The organism is Bradyrhizobium barranii subsp. barranii (genome assembly GCF_017565645.3).
In the GTDB taxonomy this organism is placed as follows: Bacteria; Pseudomonadota; Alphaproteobacteria; order Rhizobiales; family Xanthobacteraceae; genus Bradyrhizobium; species Bradyrhizobium barranii.
The window spans coordinates 145496-161241 of the sequence record NZ_CP086136.1; the positions used below are offsets into that span (position 1 = coordinate 145496).

The window sequence follows — 15746 nt, forward strand, 5'->3', positions numbered from 1 at the left end:
CGAAACATCAGAAGCGAATGCCGGCTTGCAGCCAGAACTGATCGTTGGCCTTGACGCCATCGGCATTGGCGCCGGTGATGATGGAACGGCCGGGATTGTCGCCCAGCGTATGGGCCCAGCTCGCCGAGACGTTCAGCCACTCGCGCGTCCAGCGCGTGGCGAGGCCGGCGCTGGCGAGCCCGTAATCGTTGCAGCCGCAGACAGTGACCGGCGCGATGCCGTTCGGCGACACGTTGATCTTGACGTAGCCGCCGTCCAGGAAGCTCGCGAGTTGCAGGCTGCCGAAGCGCACAGGCACCGGCGCGTTGTAGCGAAGCTCCAGCGTGCCGAGCACGCCCATATCGCCGCGCGCCTCGCCGACGGGATAGCCGCGCACGCCGAACGGGCCGCCCAGCGCAAAATCTTCCGAGGAATCGAGATTCTTGTCGGCCCATTGCCCGTAGAGGCGACCGAACAGTGCGAAGTCGCCGGGCAAGGCCTGAAGCCGTGCAACCGAGGCATTGATCCGATTGAACGGCCCTTGCGTCCGGAGCCCAGCCTGGTCCACCGCGAGCGCGCTCGCTACGCGCGCGAGATCGAGGTCGCCAAAAGTCCAGCTCACCGACCAGTTGGTGATGCCGCCGCCGAACAGCGCGTCGCGCCGGTCGCCGTTGAGGCTGAGCGTGCCGGAGGTCGAGCGCTTGTCCTGAAGCGTTCCGACGATGCTGTCGTCGACCAGCGCCTTCCAGGTCACGGTGCCGCCAAGCTGGAGGTTGAAATCGCGCGAGCGGATCAAGCTGTAGTCGACGCCGCCATTGGCGAAATGGGCAAAACCGGTGAGACCGAGGGCGCGGCCGATGGCGTCGATATTGTGGTAGTCGAGATAGCCGTAGCTCGCATTGGCAATGAAGCCGCTGGCGCCGAGCGGCACGCTCGTCACCAGCGAGCCGTACTCCTGCCCTTGCGACACCGTGCCGGAGAGCCGCGTCAGGTCGCCGTAGCCGGACACGTCGGTGAGCGAGATGAGCCCGTTGCCCTGCGCCTTGCCCACGTTGGAGCTGCCGTAATTATCGGCCCAGATACCGCCCCCGAGAATGGGCGCCTGCGCGACGCCGACGACGAGCTTGCTGGTGTTCGGCGCATCGCCCGGCGCGAGCTTGGCATGCACCGACACGCCCGGCAGGTCGTTCATCCGCAACAGCGCGTCTTCCAGATCCTGCCGCGTCACGCCGTCCGGCTTGAGACGACCCTCGATGATCGCGCGCAACAGGTCCTCACGCACGCGCACGCCCTTGGCGCGATCGAGCGTGATGGTCTTGAGCGCGCCCTCGGCGATCTCGATCGTGACGATGCCGTTGGTGATATCCTGAGGCGGCAGCAGCGCGCGCGCCAGCAACCGGCCGCGGCCCTGGAGCACGGCCGTCACCTGATCGGCCAGCGCATAGAGCCCTTTGATGCCGAGCCGCTTGCCGCGCACCGAGGCAACGAGTTGCTCGCGCTCGGCCTGTGGCAGCAGCTCCACCTTGCCGGTGAAGCGAACGCCCTTCACGATGATGCGCTCGCCCCGGTCGGGGATGGCGGCGGGCGCCTGCTGCGGTCGAATCTCGCCAGGGGACGGCAGCCCTTCCTGCCGCTGCATCTCCTGCTGCCGCTGCATCTCGCGGAGCAGCGATCCGGCATCCTGCGCGACGGCCGGGACTGCGGTAACTGCTATCACTAGCCCCACCACAACAGCCCTGCTCTGCACCGCGCCAACCACTTTCATCCTACGGGCCCGACCTTCGGGCGATAGGTAACGACATCAGCGAAAGCGCAGGACGGCGCGTCGATCCAAGCGCCACTTGCGTTCCTGCGCGTCTTTAGCGGACTCCGACAAGGCGCGATGTGCCGGACGTCTCAAATGGGGAAATTTTTCGCGTTGCCTTGCCGGCTAGTGCGAGATCACGACATCCCGCGCGCATGCACGGAGATGGCCGGCGTACATTGGCAATTGCGTGGATCGATTCCGCTTCTCAGCGGGCGACGAGGACAGGCGACGTTACGCCGCGGTTGCCGGCGGCAGCGCCAGCACCGAATAGATCGCCTGGGCATCGCGCGAGGCGCGGAGCTTCTTGGCGATATCCTGGTCGCGCAGGAGGCGGGCGATGCGGGCGAGCGCCTTGAGGTGATCGGCGCCGGCGCCTTCGGGCGCGAGCAGCAGGAAGACGAGATCGACCGGCTGGCCGTCCATCGCCTCGAAATCGATCGGGCGATCGAGGCGCGCGAACAGGCCAAAGATCTTTTCCAGCTTGGGCAGCTTGCCGTGCGGAATGGCGACGCCGTAGCCGACCGCAGTGGTGCCGAGCTTCTCACGCTGCAGCAGCACCTCGAACACGGAGCGTTCGTTCTGCCCGGTCAGCTCGGCGGCCTTGGCCGCGAGCTCCTGCAGCGCCTGCTTCTTGCTGTTGACCTTCAATGCCGGGAGAATCGCCTCGGGTGCGACCAGATCGGTAATCGGCATGGAGGGTTTCCGAGGTGAATTAAACCGTCAGGTTCCGAATTGGCCAGCTTGGTCAAACCATGCCTGGCCGGCATCAAGAAGGTGAAGCAGGAGGGGACTTAGCCCCGATCCTGATGTGGGGCGCTTCTACTCCAACGCAATCCCGGTGCCAACTGCTGCGTGCGGCTTTGCCCCGCTCATTGTTAAGGGCTGCGGTTGGTACGGGGGCCGGTTCCAGCCCTTAACCGTCCGGTTTGGCCCCCGGCGGGTCGATCCAGCCGACATTGCCGTCTGCCCGGCGGTAAATGATGTTCACCCGGCCGCTGGAGCCGTGCTGGAATACCAGGCAGGGCGCTCCGCTGAGGTCCAGCTCCATCACGGCCTCGCTCACCGACAGCTGCTTCAGCGAGGTGGTGGCCTCGGCGATGATGACGGGACTGTAGCCGGTGACCTCGTCCTCGTCCTCACCCTCGCCCGGCGCCTCCAGCACGTAGCTCGTGGCGTCCATGGCAGCCAGCGCCGCGGAGGCGACATGGGCCTTGCGGGCCGAGCGGTCCTTGAGCCGGCTCTTGTAGCGCTTGAGCCGCTTCTCGATCATCAGGAGCGCCTGGTCGGCGCTGGCATAGGCATCCGGCGCGTTCGAATCGGCCTCCAGCGTAATTCCCGTATCAAGATGCAGGGCACAGTCGGTGCGGAAGCCGAAGCCATCCTTGCTCAGGGTGATGTGGCCGGAATAGTTCCCGTCGAAATATTTACGCAGGACCTCGTCGGTCCGATCGGTCACGCGGCCGCGCAGGGCGTCGCCGACGCTGACGCTCTTTCCCGAGATTCTGAGGGTCATGTGATGCCTCGCTTGGTTTTAAGTGCCCAGCTTGGATCGGTCTCGATGGGGGATCGAGAGTAGCGCGATTTCGCGCCAGCGCAATCAGGCCGGCTCGGTGTTGCGGGAGCGATCGGGCATTGCGGTGGAGAGGACGTTACCAAGAGCGCTCTGCTTGTCACGGCGGCGTTGCACCGAAGAGGGAATGCGCATGGCTTCGCGGTACTTCGCGACCGTGCGGCGGGCAATATCAATTCCCGAGGCGCGTAAGCGTTCCACGATAGTGTCATCCGACAGGATCGCCGACGGCGCTTCCGAATCGATCAGCTGCTTGATGTGGTGGCGCACGGCCTCGGCGGAATGCGCCTCGCCGCCGTCGGCGGAGGCGATCGAGGCCGTGAAGAAATATTTCAATTCGAATGTGCCGCGATTTGTCGCCATGTACTTGTTGGCGGTGACGCGCGACACCGTGGATTCATGCATCTGGATGGCGTCGGCAACGGCCTTCAGATTCAGCGGCCGCAGATGCGCCACGCCGTGGGTGAAGAAGCCGTCCTGCTGGCGCACGATCTCCGTCGCAACTTTCAGGATGGTGCGGGCGCGCTGATCGAGCGCGCGCACCAGCCAGGTCGCGTTCTGGAGCGCGTCGGTGAAATAGGACTTGTCGCCGTCCTTGCCGATCTTCTTCGACAGCTGGGAATAATAGGTCTGGTTGACCAGCACGCGCGGCAAGGTGTCGCTGTTGAGCTCGACATGCCAGCCGCCATCCGGGCCCGGGCGGACATAGACGTCGGGCACCATGGTCTGCAGCCGCGCCGAGCCGAACTTCATGCCGGGCTTGGGATTGAGGCGGCGGATCTCGCCGATCATGTCGGCGATGTCCTCGTCGTCGACGCCGCAGAGCTTGCGCAGCGAAGCGATGTCGCGCTTCGCGAGCAGATCGAGGTGCTCGACGAGGGCCTGCATCGCCGGATCGTAGCGGTCGAGCTCGCGGAGCTGGATCGCCAGGCATTCGCTCAAATTGCGCGCACAGACGCCGGGCGGATCGAATTTTTGCAGCACGGCAAGGACGTCCTCGACGTCGGCTTGCGATGCGCCAAGGCGCTCGGCGGCCTGGCCGAGATCCGGCGGCAGATAGCCGGCCTCGTCGACGAGGTCGATCAGGTACTGGCCGATCATGCGCTGCGCCGGGCCGGTGAAGGCGACCGAGAGCTGCTCGGCAAGATGGTCGCCGAGCGTGATCTCCGCGGCAACGAAGGCTTCGAGATTGTAGTCCTCGTCGCCGGAGGCACCGCCGCCCCATTCGGTATAGGTGGTCGGCGCCGCATCCTGGGCGTTGCGCGCGGCGGCCTCGGCCGGTTCCTCGGAGAAGACGTTGTCCAGGCCCGTGTCCAGGGTCTGCTCGATCTCGGCGCGGGTGCCGAGATCCTTGCTCATCCATTCTTCCTGGCCCGGCTCGAACGCCTCGCCCGGACCGCCGCCCGGCTCGTCGTTGTGGCCACCGTCGGAATCGCTGAACTGGCTGGTCTCGGCCGGGGCTTCACCGGCGGGCGGCTCGTCGTTGGCCCGCTCCAGCAGGGGGTTCCGCTCGAGTTCCTCTTCCACGAAGGTCGTGAGATCGAGATTGGACAATTGCAGCAGCTTGATCGCCTGCATCAGCTGCGGCGTCATGACCAGCGACTGCGATTGCCGGAACTCTAATCTCTGCGTGAGCGCCATGAAGCAAGAACCGATCCCAAAAGTTGGTCCGATTTTTGCTTATCCTAGTCTTGGCACGATGTACACGGCTTGACGAACGGGAAAAAAGGGCTAGAGGCGGAATTCCTCGCCAAGGTAAAGCCGGCGAACGTCGGGATCGGCGACGATCTCATCCGGGCTACCCTCGGTCAAGATTTCACCGGCATAGACGATATAGGCGCGATCGGTCAGGCCGAGCGTCTCGCGCACATTGTGGTCGGTGATCAGCACACCGATGCCGCGGTTGGTGAGATGGCGGACGAGGTCCTGAATGTCGCCGACCGCGATCGGATCGATGCCCGCGAAAGGCTCGTCGAGCAGCATGTAGTTCGGACGCGTCGCCAGCGCGCGCGCGATCTCGACGCGGCGGCGCTCGCCGCCCGACAGCGCGATCGACGGCGATTTCCGCAAGCGCGTGATGTTGAATTCGTCGAGCAGCGAGTCGAGCTGCTGCTCGCGCTTCTTGCGCGAGGGCTCGACCACTTCGAGCACGGCGCGGATGTTCTGCTCGACGGTGAGGCCGCGAAAGATCGAGGCTTCCTGCGGCAGATAGCCGATGCCGAGCCGCGCGCGCTGATACATCGGCAGCTTGGTGACGTCGTGGCCGTCGAGCTCGATCGCGCCGCGATCGGGCTTGATCAGGCCGGTGATCATGTAGAACACGGTGGTCTTGCCGGCGCCGTTCGGGCCGAGCAGGCCGACCGCTTCGCCGCGGCGCACATAGATGCTGACGCCGCGCACCACCTGGCGGCTGCCGAAACTCTTTTCCACGCTATGCACAGCCAGGAAACCCGGCCGCTTCAGAAGCTGCGGTCCGCCGGCGCCGTTGGGCCTGCTGGCGGCCCTCACGGGATGCACCGCCTGGGCACGCGGCGGCTCGGTCTGGTAGTCGGCTTGGTAGTCGGCCTGGAAATGGTCGGGCGCGCGCATCTGGTCGCGGGCGATCGGCGATGCATCCCGCACCGGGCTGGGCACGAGACCGCCGACGCTGTCACCGAGGGCGGTGATGTCCTGGCGCGCAAATCCTGGCCGGCCGCGCTTGGCGGGGCGCCGACGGAACATGCTGAAGAGATCGACCATCCCGCCTTCTAGCCTTTCACGACAATCCTGCGCGATGATCCGCGCCTGATCCCGCGATCTGCCGCACCGGCCTTGCGATTCGCCAGCACAGCATGAGTGAAGGGATGTCTCATGCCCAGTGAAACACGCCCGAAAAGCGGCGAAACCCGCTTGGAAAGCCCTTCGCGCTAGATACAGCCTCGCCGGGCAAGCTTCAACCTCGGATCGGGAGAATCTGGCCCAAGCGCTTGAAGTTACTTCAGGAATTTACTTTTGTTTGCCTGCGCCGGGCAATTGCAGAGGCGGCGCCGGAGCGGGCTTGCCCGGGCTCCCCGATCCGCAATCATTGCTGCCGCCCTGCGGCAGCAATGCCTGCACCCTGCCGCTGTCGGATTCCACCCGCGAGACGCCCGTGGTCATGTCGACCGCCAGACGATCGCCGCGCAGCACGTTCCTGCACTGCGTGAGGACGACGCCGCCGAGCATGGTGATGAGGTTGGTTTTGGTGTCGAACACGGCGGTCTCGCCTGTTACCACCTGGTCCTTCTGGGTGACGACGACATTGCCGCGCGCTTCCAGCCGCTTGATCGAGGAGCTGCCACCCGGCCCCGGCTGCGCCGACTGCATCGGCGCACCCTTGGTCCCCTTCGCCGCGGGCTGCGGCGCGGCCGGCTTGTCGCCGCCGCCGGAGTCGTAAAACACCACGAGCGTCTTCGACGTCATGGTGGTGTCGCCCTGGATGACCTTCACATTGCCGGAGAAGGTTGCCTCCTTTTTCTTGTCGCGCATCTCGAGCGAGGCGGCTTCGATCTGGATCGGCTGGTCGCGGTTTTGCGAAAAGCCCTGCATTGCGTTGGGCACGCCCTGCATCGTGCTCTGTGCGACGGCCGCACCGGTTGCGACCAGCGCAACAGTGGCGGCGAGCGCAGCCGCACCGAGAATGGCGCACCGCTTGTCTTCGTTGCGCGAAAAGAATCTCACCATGAAAATCACTTTGAATTGGCAGACTTGTTCTGAGGCGTGCGTGTCTTCACCGGCGGCGCGGGCTGCTCGGCCGGCGCAGGCTGGGCAGCGGCGGGGTCATCCAGCTTGTCCAGATGCATCACCACATTGCCCTCGAAGCGGATGACGTCGCCGCCTTCCGTGATCCGCAGCCGGTCGGCGGTCAGCGTTCCGTTGGTCAGCTTGACGTCGACATGCTCATCCGAGGAGACCGTTCCCTTGCCCATGTCGACGAAGGCCGAGTTCAGCCGCGCCTCATAGCCGGACGAGGTGCGCAGGAAGATGTCCTTGTGCAGGTCGAGCTGCTGCTGCTTGTTGTCGAAGCGGCCGGTGCGCGCATCGAGCAGCAAAGTGGATTTGTCTTCCATCAGCACCTTTGCGCGCAAATCGTTGAGATCGACATGATCGGGGTCGGTGATGTCCTGCGTCGCGGTCTTGGCCCAGAGCTCGTAGGGCCGCTGGTCCGGGGTGAAGCCGGACATATGCGGCGTTTCCATCGTGATCTTGGTGCCCGTCACCACGAGATTTCCGGAGTCGAGCTTCACGGGGATCTGGAAGGGATTGAGGAAGGTCGAGACGGCGACGATCGCGGCCATGGACGCAGCCACCGTCACCGGCACCGCGATGCGCAGAATCCGCACCAGGCGGCTGTGGCGCGCCGCGCTGGCAAACTTCGCCGCAAGCGCGGCGTCGTAGGTTGGATTCTGGGCCGAATTCACCTGAGCTCCCGAGGTGTCGCTCGTCTCGTCCGGTTGACGGGCGCACGCCATAGTATCCGGCGCCGCCTGAATATGCAGCCTGCGACAGGCCGCACGAAAGTGTCCGAAACGGGGCGGCAGCCCTAAGCTAACAGCGGCCCGAGGCCTCAGGAATGCGCGAAAATGTCCTCTTCCGCCCAGCCCTGGAGATCGAGCAGAGCGCGGGTCGGCAGGAAGTCGAAACAGGCTTTTGCCAGCGCGGTGCGGCCTTCCCGCACCAGCATGGCGTCGAGCCGCTCGCGCAGGGCATGAAGGTGCAGCACGTCGGAGGCGGCGTAGGCGAGCTGCGGCTCGGTCAGGCTGTCGGAACCCCAGTCGCTGGATTGCTGCTGCTTGGAGAGGTCGACATTGAGCACCTCGCGCACGAGGTCCTTGAGGCCATGCCGGTCGGTGTAGGTGCGGGTCAGGCGGGAGGCAATCTTGGTGCAATAAATCGGGCCGGTCATGACGCCGAACGTCTCGTACAGCACCGCGACGTCGAACCGCGCGAAGTGGAAGATCTTCGTGATCCCGGGATTGGCCAGCAGGGCCTTCAGGTTCGGCGCGTCGGTGTAGCCCTTGGGGATCTGCACGACGTCGGCGCTGCCGTCGCCGGGCGAGAGCTGCACCACGCAGAGCCGGTCGCGGTGCGGGTTCAGCCCCATGGTCTCGGTGTCGATCGCCACCGCTCCGGTGTAGCGGGACAGGTCGGGCAGGTCGCCGCGATGCAGGCGTACGGTCATGGCGTTTCAAAACCTCAATCGAATTGGTCGGTCGGCATCATAAGCTAATCGGATTGCCCGCGATGTAGCCACTGGCGGCGGGCGGCGCAAGCGGCAGCTGTTCCCGCCGGGGCGCGGTCAGATCGCCGCCAGCATGATGCAGATCATCGCCGCCACCGTCGTGCGGCTGGCACCATCGCGAAAAGTGTAGAGAATCGGGTCGTCGGGCATCTCGCGGCGATGGGCCATCATCAGGGCGCGGCCGAACCAGTAGAGCAGCAGCGGATTGAGCAGCCACAGCATCCAGGGACGGCTGTAGAGCGGCGTCACGGCGGAGGAGGAGACGTAGAGCGAGAACACGGTCACCGCGTTCATGGCGCTGGCCGCCGCCATCGCGCCGATGATGTGCAGGTCGGTGATCCTGTAATCGCGGTTGGAGGGATCCGCGAGGCCGGCGCTCTCGCGCATGCTGAGCTCGCTGAAGCGCTTGATCAGGGCGAGCGAGGTGAACACGAACAGCGAGAAGATCAAGAGCCATTCCGACAGCACCACGCCGACGCCGACCGCGCCGGCGATGATGCGCAGCGTGTAGAGGCCGGCGAGCGTCACGACGTCGACCAGCATCTTGCGCTTGAGCGCGAGCGAATAGGCGATCGTGGTGGCGAGATAGCCACCGAGCACGCCGAGGAACAAAGGCGAGATGCAGAGGCTGGCGGCGATCGCGAGCAGCCACAGCGCGGGAATCGCAAGCAGCGCCGAGGACATCGGCAGCCGACCTGCCGCCAGCGCGCGATGGCGCTTGGTCGGATGCTGCCGATCGGCTGAGAGATCGAGCAGATCGTTCATCAGATAGGCACCCGACGCGCAGGCCGAGAACGCGAGGAACGCCAGCAACGCGTAGCCGAGCGTCGCAAGATTCATCTGATGCGCCGTGATCGCCGGCACGAATACCAGCGTGTTCTTGGCGTATTGATAGACGCGCAGCGCCTGCGCCCAGGTCTTAAGGCTGGCACGGCTGCTGCCGCGCGTCTCGATGCGCTCCATGGAGGCGCGGTCGAACGGCAGCCGGTCAGCCGCCACGAGATCGGCCGGCGCAACGACGCCATCGAACCCGAGATGCGCGGCAATGCCCGCCGCATGGTGCGCAAACCGGCCGGCCACCAGATAGATTGCCTCGCCCCGCGCCCGTGCCGCCAGGGCCTGGTTCAGCACGTCGGCGTCATAGGGCAGATGGGCGTAGTCGAGCTCGGCCTGCGCCAGGATATCGGTGAGCGCCGCCATGCCCGGGCGTCCGCCCGCGCCGAAGCGGGCCAGCATCCGGCCGGGGCTGGAGAACAGCGCTTCCAGCAGCAGCTCGGACCGCAGCAGGGCGCCTTCGAGATCGATGACAAGCGTCCGCGCCGCGGCGAGGGTCACCGACGGTGTGGGGACGCCCGAATCGTAGTGCCAGGCAGGCTGCTCCATCCGAAAACGCTCTATTGGCCGCAACATGACCGGCCTTGAGGCCGGGGAGCAGGGAAATGGACGGCCGAGAGCCTAGGGGGCATTCGCTAAGGGCGACTTAACCGGGGGGAAGGGCCGGCAGCCCCTGGGGGATGCCGGGCACAATCCATGCACCCTGCTGTTGCATGGATCCCACAACCCGGCGCCAGCTTCATGTTCCGGCAGGGCTTTTGCCGCGCGCCCCGTGAAAATCCTCCCGGCCGACCCCATCTGCGAGTTTCGCGCGCTTGCGCGCCCCCACGATGAAATCAGGTGTCATGACCGAACAGACGCTCGCTGCGCCTATCGACGACCAGCAGGAACGCCAGCGCGGTTTTACGCGCTACCAGGCGCTCCTGATCGCACTGCTCGCGTTCACGCAGTTCACGATCATCCTCGATTTCATCATCATGTCGCCGCTCGGCGCCATCCTGATGCCGGCGCTCGACATCACGGCCGGGCAATTCGGCGTCGCGGTGTCGGCCTACGCGTTCAGCGCGGGACTGTCGGGGATCCTGGCCGCGGGCTTTGCCGATCGCTTCGACCGCAAGCGCCTGCTGCTGTTCTTCTATGTCGGCTTCACGCTCGGGACCCTGCTCTGTGCCGCCGCGCAGACCTACCACGTTCTGCTGCTCGGCAGGATCGTGACCGGATTGTTCGGCGGCGTGATCGGCTCGGTCGTGCTCGCCATCATCACCGACCTGTTTCCGCTGCACCTGCGCGGCCGCGTGATGGGCTTCGTCCAGACGGCGTTCGCCGCGAGCCAGGTGCTCGGCATTCCCGCCGGGCTGTTTCTCGCCAATCACTGGAACTGGCATGTCTGCTTCGTTGCGATCGTCGGCTTGTCGATCGTTGCGATCGCCGTCATCGCCTTCGCGATGGAGCCGGTCGACGCGCATCTGAAACTGAAGCAGGACAGAAACCCGTTCCGCCATCTGATCGCGACCATCGGACAACCGCGCTATACGCTGGCCTTCGCCGTCACGACATTGCTGGCGACGGGCGGGTACATGCTGATGCCGTTCTCCAGCGCCTTCACCGTGCATAATCTCGGGATCGACATCCTGCATCTGCCGACGATCTATCTCGTCTCCGGCCTGTTCAGCATCGTCACGGGACCGCTGGTCGGCAGGGCCAGCGACGCGTTCGGCAAGTACCCGACCTTCGTCTTCGGCAGCGTGGTGTCTGTCATCATGGTGCTGATCTACACCCATCTCGGCCACGTCTCGCTCGCGACCGCGATCCTCGTCAACGTGCTGATGTTCGTCGGCATCTTCTCGCGCATGATCCCGTCGCAGGCGCTGATGTCGGCGATCCCCGACCCCAGCCAGCGCGGCTCGTTCAGCGCGGTCAGCGCGTCGCTTCAGCAGCTCTCCGGTGGGCTCGGTTCGGTCCTCGCCGCCGCCATCATCGCACAACAACCGGATGGTTCGCTGCTCCATTTCGACCGGATCGGCTACGTCGTCGTCGCGTCGGCAATCGTCTCGCTGGTCGCGATGTACTTTGTGCAGAAGGCGGTGGCGGAGCGGACCGGGAGACGGGTGGTCTGAGGGCTCGACTTGAAAAAGCCCGCTATGCCCGCCCGCCGGCCAGCATTTCAAGCTGGTCGTGCAGCTGCGCAGGAAGATACGGCTTGGGGATGAACCTCGCCCCGAGCGGGATGTCATCCGCTGCCGGGGAGAGTTGGCCGGACGTAATGAGGAGCCGAACGGGCGGCCATCGGTCTCTAATCACCGCTGCCAGCCGAAGGCCATCCATCGAGCCGGGCATCTGAATGTCTGTGAAGACGACGGTGATCGCCGGTTCCGTCTCCAGCAGATTGACAGCCTCGTCTGCGTCGGCCGCCTCGAAGACATCGAAGCCCATATCCCGCACCATGTCAGCCGCGTTCACGCGGATGAGGAAGTCATCTTCCACGATGAGGATCACGTCCCTATGCTGGCTGAGATTGGACACTTATGCTCCGGCATAACCGAGCCTAAGGTTTGAACGGCTTCTTTGTTCCACCGAACGTCTTGCAAAGGATCGCGTTTGTTAGAGTAGGGCGTTAGGGTTCACCATGGTAATTGACATCAAGGCGGACGTGGATGCCGTCCAGCAGATTGGGGCAGTTCCCAAAGTTCTGGATTTGGCCGCACGCATAACGGGCATGGGCTTCGACGCCATAGCTCGCGTAACTTCATATCAATGGATTTGCTGCGCCGTTCGGGACAGCATCGACTTTGGCCTTGGGCCGGGCGGGGAACTCCGCGTCGAGACGACCATCTGCAACGAGATACGGCAGCACGGCAACACGGTGGTCATCAACGATGTGCAGACGGACGACGTCTTCTGCAATCATCCGACACCGGCCATGTATGGATTTCGCAGCTACATCTCAGCGCCCATCGTCCTGATCGACGGAACCGTTTGGGGAACGCTGTGCGCCATCGACCCCACGCCTCGACAACTTCGTACGCCGGAAATCCTCGACACGTTTCAGCTGTTGGCGGAACTGATCGCTGCGCAGCTCGAACTCAATCAACGTCTGGAGCGGAGCCAGGCCGATCTCGTCGACGAGCGAAAAACGGCAGAGCTTCGCGAGCAGTTCATCGGCGTATTGGGACACGATCTTCGCAATCCCCTCGCGGCCGTCGATGCAGGCATGCGCGTGCTGCTGAAGAACCTCGACACCGGGCGCGCGCCCGAAATCGCGCTTGGCGTTCAAAAGGCCGTCTATCGCATGGCCGGCATCGTCGAAAACGTTATGGACTTCGCGCGAGGCCGACTTGGCGGAGGCCTTACGATCAAGCAAGATGCGACGCTGCCGTTGACGCCGGTGCTGGAGCAAATCATTGCGGAGTTCAGGACGGCTTGGCCGACCGTGACGATCAGTTCATCGGTCCAGATCGAAGAGCCCATCAGCTGCGATCGGAGCAAGATGGGACAACTGTTCTCAAACCTGCTCGGGAATGCAATTACGCACGGTGACCAGGATAGACCGATCCACGTCGTAGCCAGAACCTTTGACGGAACGTTCGGGCTGACGGTTTCCAACGAAGGCCCGCCAATCTCCGAAAAGGCGCTGGCAAACCTCTTCAAGCCATACACGCGAGGCGACCGGCCCAGCCAGCAGGGCCTGGGACTCGGTCTCTACATTGCTTCGCAAATCGCCCAGGCCCATGGCGGCAAATTGAGTGCGATATCGACCGCACGCGAAACGACCTTCTCTTTCGAGATGCCGATCTAGGCGGGCCGGGAGCAGGATCGTCTGGAGCCAGGTTATTGCTTTACGCTGGCCGGGAAAATGAGCGACTGATCGTCGATCTCCTGATCCGCGAGCTGATGGACGCCCGCCATGGCGTGCAGTTCGACCAAGGACGGCATGGCCGCGGCGGATAGCTCTATCGAGCGAGGTTGCGTCCTGAAGATCAGGGCAGAAGCGGCGATCAGAGCTGCAACGACGAAACAAGCGATCAGCGACCGGCGCATATGGCGTCTCCCACGTCTATGTGGAGAACAGAAAGCCTAACAAACAATAATGACCGCTAAACGCGGGCGCTCGACTCAGCAAACGCCGTCGTCGCGGACTCCTGGACGAAATGATCAAGGATGCCGGCGGCACCGAGTGCGACAACAGCGGCAAACAGACAGGCAATAATGAAAACGCGCATCCTGTTGATCCCTACATCTATAATCTAGCACGCTCCCAAACGGATTTGTGCAGCGCCCGTACAAAACACCGTGTTCAACCCGGAAGTGCAAAGGCCTCCGTCTCGATATCGATAAACGTCCGTCCGAGCGCGCCAACGGCGGCATAGAAGTCTGCCGAACTGGCCCGCTCGAGATCGGCGAAAAAGCGCCTCATCCAGCGTGAGACATGCTGATCAAAGAAGAGGCGCTCGGCGCCCGCTGGCGCCAAAATGCTCCCGCCGGCAAGGCCTGCCATGATCTCACAGAGAAATCCCGCGTGATCCTCGGGCTCCGTACGCTCCGGGGCCTTTTCGAGGCCGAGCCCCTCGAGAGTTTCCCGCAACCGCGCAAGCGGACGGCCATACAGGGTATCGGACAGGTAGTGTGATGCGTAAGGCAGCAGTGCCCCCTTGCCCAAACCTGCAAAGAGGGTAAAGAACTCGCGCGATGCGGCCTGCTCATTGGTCCGGCGCGCCGCATCCGCCAGCGCCATGTGCGCCACGCCCATCGGGCTGGAATCGCCGTGCAATGCAGAGAGCCGGCGCAGCAGCTGCGTGTCCGGGCTGCGCGTCAGCAACGTCGCCAACAGCGCATATTCCTGCGCCCGGGCGAGGTCGAATTCATCGACGATACGCACTGAAGCGATTGTTGAAGTTGGATCCATCATTATTCGATCGCGCAAGACATATCATCCTGCCGGTTGCTAGCGGGGCAATGCGCTGCCATGACGTCGTGCTCGCTGGGAGGGCGGCTCTCCGGCAGCAGGACTGACGGACTGCATGCTCTCATTCCGGTCCTGGTCCGGTCGTGCCGTGGCATCATCGGGCAGCGATTGAGCTGCCCATGTCGTCGGTTCGAGACTGGGCTGTTCGGCATCGGGCCGCCCTTGCGGAATGAGCTCGGTTGGCGGCGGCACGTCCGCAAGCGCGTCACCCACCTGCTCGAGCCCCTTCGACATCCGCGCGACGAGATCGGCGACGTTGTCCGCCGGATCGAGCGGGCCAAATCCTGGAATTGCGTTGGGATCGTTGAAATCCCACTGGTTCTCCGCGATCCCGATGAAGTCGCGGATCGCAGGATCGGTTGCCCAGGCACGGCGCAATGCCAGGCGCGTCAGTTCGGCCGGAACGCCCGTCTGCAGGAACGCCGCAATGTCGGTGTGAGCGCTGATAGATTCGATCGACGGTAGACTGGCGAGATCGAAAGGCTGGTCGTTCCCGTCATTCGCTACGGACGGCTCGGCAGCTCGCTCTTGGTCGGCCGGAGCAAGTTCAGCGTTTTGGCTTCTCGAGGCTTGCTTGAGCCGCGCCCAGCGAACGAAGACGTTAGTCTCTGACATCGATCTCTCTTATGCCGCTGCTAACGATTGCGCTGCCGTTTGACGAATGGTCGTTCGACATGATGCTCGGCGACGAAACGGCCGACGATCTCGGAGATGCCTGGTGGCATCGGCACGGCTTCGACCAGATTGCTGCCTGCATCGGTAAACGCCTCGCCCTCCGCCGGATCGGCGGTGACCGCGAGCAGCTCGTAGGGCGGCTCGGACCCGGTCGGACGCAAATTGACCCAGAGCGTCGGCGAGCCTGACGCGAGATTTTCGCGATAGTTGGTGGTTTCGGTCCGGTGCAGCTCGATCACGGCATCACCTGCATAGAACAACGTGACCTCGCCTTCGCCTCCAATCGGAGTCCATGGCTTCGCGGACGGCTCTCCCGCGAACACCGAGACGGGCCGCCACAGAAAATCGGCCCACGCACTCTTCGCCTTGCGCCGTTCGATTGCGACACCGACAGCAATGCGTGCAAGACTCGTCGATATCAATGTACCCTCTCGCGATCGAGACGTGGTTCCTGCTTCCGAAGCCAATCCAGCGACGCTGCGCGCTCGCCCCCGGCGAGAGCGATAATCGTGCGCTCATGATACGGGCGTCGTCTTTTCCGATACGCGGAGTATATACTTCGGGGGTGAACGGGCCAGTAGGTGGCCGCTCTATTTTGGGAGCCGCGAGATATTGTGACCGTCATATCTGACACCAGCAGGCGCCTCCTGATCTGCTC

Annotated in this window: 16 protein-coding genes; 2 read left to right on the forward strand and 14 right to left on the reverse strand. The window is 64.1% G+C overall.

Annotated elements, in window-relative coordinates; genetic code table 11:
* Nucleotides 1-7: 7 nt before the first annotated feature.
* The 9 genes from J4G43_RS00635 to J4G43_RS00675 form a co-directional block, all read right to left on the reverse strand.
* Nucleotides 8-1696 (reverse strand): ShlB/FhaC/HecB family hemolysin secretion/activation protein, encoded by a 1689-nt coding sequence (locus J4G43_RS00635; protein ID WP_225004558.1) that lies wholly within the window; start codon nt 1694-1696, stop codon nt 8-10.
* A gap of 321 nt (nt 1697-2017) precedes the next feature.
* Entirely contained in the window at nt 2018-2479 is a 462-nt protein-coding gene (ptsN, locus tag J4G43_RS00640) for a PTS IIA-like nitrogen regulatory protein PtsN (protein WP_008141251.1), read from the reverse strand.
* A gap of 220 nt (nt 2480-2699) precedes the next feature.
* Nucleotides 2700-3299 (reverse strand): ribosome hibernation-promoting factor, HPF/YfiA family, encoded by a 600-nt coding sequence (hpf, locus tag J4G43_RS00645; protein WP_028149778.1) that lies wholly within the window; start codon nt 3297-3299, stop codon nt 2700-2702.
* 84 nt (nt 3300-3383) lie between these two features.
* Nucleotides 3384-4997: an RNA polymerase factor sigma-54 gene (gene rpoN, locus J4G43_RS00650; protein WP_208083764.1), complete on the reverse strand. Its 1614-nt coding sequence runs from the start codon at nt 4995-4997 to the stop codon at nt 3384-3386.
* Between the two features lie 90 nt (nt 4998-5087).
* Nucleotides 5088-6095: an LPS export ABC transporter ATP-binding protein gene (lptB, locus tag J4G43_RS00655; RefSeq protein ID WP_063980191.1), complete on the reverse strand. Its 1008-nt coding sequence runs from the start codon at nt 6093-6095 to the stop codon at nt 5088-5090.
* Between the two features lie 246 nt (nt 6096-6341).
* On the reverse strand, nt 6342-7058 hold the full coding sequence (locus tag J4G43_RS00660) for an LptA/OstA family protein (RefSeq protein ID WP_071917040.1): 717 nt from the start codon (nt 7056-7058) through the stop codon (nt 6342-6344).
* A 5-nt stretch (nt 7059-7063) separates the two neighbouring features.
* A complete protein-coding gene (gene lptC / locus J4G43_RS00665) occupies nt 7064-7795 on the reverse strand; it encodes an LPS export ABC transporter periplasmic protein LptC (RefSeq protein WP_063985962.1) in 732 nt (243 codons plus the stop codon).
* Between the two features lie 146 nt (nt 7796-7941).
* A complete protein-coding gene (locus J4G43_RS00670) occupies nt 7942-8556 on the reverse strand; it encodes a ribonuclease D (RefSeq protein WP_208083765.1) in 615 nt (204 codons plus the stop codon).
* A 117-nt stretch (nt 8557-8673) separates the two neighbouring features.
* Nucleotides 8674-9999 carry a UbiA family prenyltransferase gene (locus tag J4G43_RS00675; RefSeq protein ID WP_208083766.1) on the reverse strand — a complete coding sequence of 442 codons (1326 nt, stop codon included), beginning with the start codon at nt 9997-9999 and terminating at the stop codon, nt 8674-8676.
* Nucleotides 10000-10295: 296 nt separating this feature from the next.
* Here J4G43_RS00675 and J4G43_RS00680 point away from each other — a divergent pair, with 296 nt between their 5' ends.
* The gene (locus J4G43_RS00680) at nt 10296-11567 is read left to right on the forward strand and encodes an MFS transporter (protein WP_208083767.1); all 1272 of its coding nucleotides are present in this window, start codon (nt 10296-10298) and stop codon (nt 11565-11567) included.
* A gap of 22 nt (nt 11568-11589) precedes the next feature.
* Here the strand turns inward: J4G43_RS00680 and J4G43_RS00685 are convergent, their stop codons facing one another.
* Nucleotides 11590-11973: a response regulator gene (locus tag J4G43_RS00685; protein ID WP_208083768.1), complete on the reverse strand. Its 384-nt coding sequence runs from the start codon at nt 11971-11973 to the stop codon at nt 11590-11592.
* 103 nt (nt 11974-12076) lie between these two features.
* On the opposite strand from J4G43_RS00685, the gene J4G43_RS00690 reads away from it, so the two are divergent.
* A complete protein-coding gene (locus tag J4G43_RS00690) occupies nt 12077-13246 on the forward strand; it encodes a GAF domain-containing sensor histidine kinase (RefSeq protein ID WP_208083769.1) in 1170 nt (389 codons plus the stop codon).
* 32 nt (nt 13247-13278) lie between these two features.
* Here J4G43_RS00690 and J4G43_RS00695 read toward each other — a convergent pair whose 3' ends face one another.
* From J4G43_RS00695 to J4G43_RS00710, 4 genes are all read right to left on the reverse strand, one after another.
* Nucleotides 13279-13488 (reverse strand): hypothetical protein, encoded by a 210-nt coding sequence (locus tag J4G43_RS00695; RefSeq protein WP_208083770.1) that lies wholly within the window; start codon nt 13486-13488, stop codon nt 13279-13281.
* Between the two features lie 256 nt (nt 13489-13744).
* The gene (locus J4G43_RS00700) at nt 13745-14356 is read right to left on the reverse strand and encodes a TorD/DmsD family molecular chaperone (protein ID WP_225004560.1); all 612 of its coding nucleotides are present in this window, start codon (nt 14354-14356) and stop codon (nt 13745-13747) included.
* Nucleotides 14357-14392: 36 nt separating this feature from the next.
* Nucleotides 14393-15028, reverse strand: coding sequence for a DUF3306 domain-containing protein (locus J4G43_RS00705; RefSeq protein WP_208083771.1), 636 nt, complete (start codon nt 15026-15028; stop codon nt 14393-14395).
* A 20-nt stretch (nt 15029-15048) separates the two neighbouring features.
* Entirely contained in the window at nt 15049-15510 is a 462-nt protein-coding gene (locus J4G43_RS00710) for a DUF3305 domain-containing protein (RefSeq protein ID WP_166063434.1), read from the reverse strand.
* Nucleotides 15511-15746: the final 236 nt, after the last annotated feature.

Coding starts and splice junctions, on each gene's coding strand:
- ptsN (WP_008141251.1), bottom strand. CDS start 2,479: ATGCCGATTACCGATCTGGTCGCACCCGAGGCGATTCTCCCGGCATTG.
- hpf (WP_028149778.1), bottom strand. CDS start 3,299: ATGACCCTCAGAATCTCGGGAAAGAGCGTCAGCGTCGGCGACGCCCTG.
- rpoN (WP_208083764.1), bottom strand. CDS start 4,997: ATGGCGCTCACGCAGAGATTAGAGTTCCGGCAATCGCAGTCGCTGGTC.
- lptB (WP_063980191.1), bottom strand. CDS start 6,095: ATGGTCGATCTCTTCAGCATGTTCCGTCGGCGCCCCGCCAAGCGCGGC.
- J4G43_RS00660 (WP_071917040.1), bottom strand. CDS start 7,058: ATGGTGAGATTCTTTTCGCGCAACGAAGACAAGCGGTGCGCCATTCTC.
- J4G43_RS00670 (WP_208083765.1), bottom strand. CDS start 8,556: ATGACCGTACGCCTGCATCGCGGCGACCTGCCCGACCTGTCCCGCTAC.
- J4G43_RS00675 (WP_208083766.1), bottom strand. CDS start 9,999: ATGGAGCAGCCTGCCTGGCACTACGATTCGGGCGTCCCCACACCGTCG.
- J4G43_RS00680 (WP_208083767.1), top strand. CDS start 10,296: ATGACCGAACAGACGCTCGCTGCGCCTATCGACGACCAGCAGGAACGC.
- J4G43_RS00690 (WP_208083769.1), top strand. CDS start 12,077: ATGGTAATTGACATCAAGGCGGACGTGGATGCCGTCCAGCAGATTGGG.
- J4G43_RS00695 (WP_208083770.1), bottom strand. CDS start 13,488: ATGCGCCGGTCGCTGATCGCTTGTTTCGTCGTTGCAGCTCTGATCGCC.
- J4G43_RS00700 (WP_225004560.1), bottom strand. CDS start 14,356: ATGATGGATCCAACTTCAACAATCGCTTCAGTGCGTATCGTCGATGAA.
- J4G43_RS00705 (WP_208083771.1), bottom strand. CDS start 15,028: ATGTCAGAGACTAACGTCTTCGTTCGCTGGGCGCGGCTCAAGCAAGCC.